This window comes from Bacteroidota bacterium (assembly GCA_034723125.1).
GTDB lineage: Bacteria > Bacteroidota > Bacteroidia > CAILMK01 > JAAYUY01 > JAYEOP01.
The window spans coordinates 1-3,073 of record JAYEOP010000249.1 but is presented as its reverse complement, the minus strand read 5'-3'; the positions used below and the strand labels follow the sequence as shown (position 1 = coordinate 3,073).

Sequence of the window (3,073 nt, the reverse complement as noted above, 5' to 3'; positions counted from 1 at the left end):
CTGAAATATCTTTATCGGGATTAATTGTATCAATGGTTGAAGGATAATAGAAATCAACAACCATTTTTCCCAAAAGAAATGTTGCTTTGCCAATTGCTGACGGCTTTTCTCTATCTCCTGCCCAAACGTGAATGGCGTATAAACCTTCCGGAGAATCATTATCCAAAAATACTTTTGCTTTGAAAACCTCCGGTTTACCCTGCACTTTTTTCAAAATCAATTCGGAAGTTCCAATTGTGGGTTTTAACAAAACAGCTTGAACAGTTTTATTTGTTTTGCTCAATTCAATTTCAATCGTAATTGTATCACCCCGTTGAACCTTGAAAGGATTTACATTGACTTTTATTGTTATTTCTTTTTGAGTACAACTTGCCAATGCTAATAAAATAAAGCAAGAAACTAACAGTTTGCGAAATTTTGATTTTTGTTTCATAAAATTACATTAATAAACTAACTGTTTTTTATAGCCTTTTAATCCAAAATAGAAAATATAAACATAACAAAGAGCCGCAACAATAAAAGAATATTGTAGCCCGATATTATCAGCTACAAATCCTTGTAACAAAGGCACAATAGCACCACCGACAATTGCCATACATAATATACCAGACGCCTGACTTGTATGCTTTCCAAGCCCTTTAATTGAAAGAGTAAATATTGTAGGAAACATTATTGAATTGAATAAACCAACAGAAAGAATTGCCCACATTGATATTTTCCCTGTAAAAGTTATTGTTATTAAAATCAATATTATTACAGTCACAGCATTAAAAGTTAACACTTTGTTTGGCTTGATTTTTTGCATCACAGCCGAACCGATAAAACGTCCGAGCATTGCACCACCCCAATAAAACGAAACAAAATTTCCTGCTTCCGACACAGGAATATTTGCAATGTTTGATTCTCCGAGAAAATTTACTAGAAAACTTCCGATAGATACTTCTCCACCGACATATAAGAAAATAGCAACTGTACCAAGAACAAGATGAGGATAAGCCCATGCACTTTTACGTTTTGATTGTAAATCATTACTAATTGTTGATTGTATGTCTTTATCTTTGATTTGAGGTAATTTAATTAAAGCAAAAACTACTGCAATAAGAACAAGTGTAATTGCTAACCCGATATATGGTAATTGAACTGATTCAGCTTTTTCTACTGTACTGCTTGAAACGTTTGATAAAATTAAATAAGTACCAAAAATTGGTGCAACTGTAGTTCCGAGTGAATTAAATGCCTGTGTTAAATTTAATCTGCTTGAAGCTGTTTCGGGTTTTCCAAGAATAGCAACATAAGGATTGGCAGCAACTTGTAAAATGGTAATTCCTGAAGCCAAAATAAATAATGCAAACAAAAATAAAGGATAATAAATAAGTATTGAAGCCGGATAAAACAAAAAACTTCCGATTCCTGTCACAATCAACCCAAGTACTATCCCTTTTTTATATCCTATTTTACCAATAATCCAACCCGAAGGTATAGACATTATAAAATATGCCCCGAAAAAACAAAATTGTATCAACATTGTTTCTGTATAATTCAGTTCAAAAAGGTCTTTTAAATGGGGAATTAAAATGTCGTTTAAGCATGTGATAAATCCCCATATAAAAAATAGGGATGTTAATAAAATCAACGGTTTGCGGTAATTATTTACTATGGTATTCATTCGTTTATATATGTGCTTTTATTATATATTTAAACTACAAATCTAAATAATATTATAAATATTACAACTATTCTTTTGTTTTTTTAAGTAGTGTCTCTAAGAAAACTCTGCAAAAAAATTAGATTCCTATCTTTTTGCGATATTTTTATCTTTCTCAACTCACTGATGCTAAGGCATCGCCTCGTCTCAAAAAATAAAAATCTCACCTGCCTGACGGCAAAGGCAGGTCAAAAATCTTAGAAATCATAAAATTTGATAGTTTTCTTAGAGGCACTAAGTAGTTTGGAAATGTTAAGGGTAGGGAATAAAGCAAGATAATTTTATAATTTGGTAATGTGAAAAACTATTTTAATTTTGAACCTATTAAAAATACTAAAAATGAAAGTAACAAAACCATTTATAGGAATATCAGCATTTTTAATTGTATTATTTACAATGCCCCTCGGTCATGCAGTGATGATAATTATGGAAAAAGTATTTGGACATGAATATGTGTTTTTGGCGGCATTTTTATTAGGAATAATTGGTGTTGTTTTGCTGATTTTGGGAGTAAAAAACAAAAACGAAGCAAAAGCAACATTCTACGGAATATTTTCAGGATTATTAATTTGGACAGGTTGGATTGAATTTGCTTTTGTTTATATTGCTCAAAAATATAATGTAAGTCCGATTATTGAAAATGGCGAAATAGTAACAAAACCCGAATATCTGATAATGCCCTCATCAATTGGTTTTCTTGCTGTATTTTTCTTGTATTATTTTTTTAACGGTAAAACGCAGTGTAAATTTTTTAGGTGGTGGCAGAAACTATTTAAAATAAAAAAACCTGCAATTACGGGAATAAATAAGGAGAAATCTTTTGCATTAACTTCGGCAATGGAAATCATAATGATATTATGGACTTTTTATATGGTTTTATTAATAAGTTATGACAAAACAATTCTTGGCGACAGGCATCCTGTTACTTATATCGTGGCTTTTGGCTCATTGCTTTGGTCTCTTTATTTATTCTTAAAACTAATAAAGATTAAAAAATTAGCTTATGCTTTACGCTATTCAATACCCACAGTTATTATTTTTTGGAATTTTATTGAAATTTTAGGTCGTTGGGATGTATTTAAAGAAATATGGATTGAACCATGGAAATATTGGATTGAAATGTTATCGGTATTATTCGTTTTTACATTACTTATTACTATTTCTATATTTGAAAGAAAAAAAACAAACACATGAAAAAAAAATTAGCTTTTACTATTACATTGATGATATTTTTAACAATCTCATCTTCTTCCGTTTACGCATGTTATGCAGTGATAGCAGGAAAAAATGCAACAGCGGACGGTTCGGTTTTATTTGCTCATAGCGAATTGAATTCAGGTCAAAGATTTCTTAATTTCAGGGTAATAC

At 30.6% G+C, this 3,073-nt stretch carries 3 protein-coding genes; 1 reads left to right on the top strand and 2 read right to left on the bottom strand.

Translation table 11 applies throughout. The features are described 5' to 3' along the window. Both U9R42_06860 and U9R42_06855 read right to left on the bottom strand, forming a co-directional pair. Positions 1 to 433, bottom strand: a 433-nt coding sequence (locus U9R42_06860; GenBank protein MEA3495739.1) for a hypothetical protein, incomplete at its 3' end; no start/stop codon positions are given. Between the two features lie 9 nt (positions 434 to 442). Beyond that, complete coding sequence (locus tag U9R42_06855; GenBank protein ID MEA3495738.1) at positions 443 to 1,666, bottom strand: sugar MFS transporter; 1,224 nt, start codon at positions 1,664 to 1,666, stop codon at positions 443 to 445. A gap of 378 nt (positions 1,667 to 2,044) precedes the next feature. On the opposite strand from U9R42_06855, the gene U9R42_06850 reads away from it, so the two are divergent. Further along, complete coding sequence (locus U9R42_06850) at positions 2,045 to 2,899, top strand: hypothetical protein (protein ID MEA3495737.1); 855 nt, start codon at positions 2,045 to 2,047, stop codon at positions 2,897 to 2,899. Positions 2,900 to 3,073: the final 174 nt, after the last annotated feature.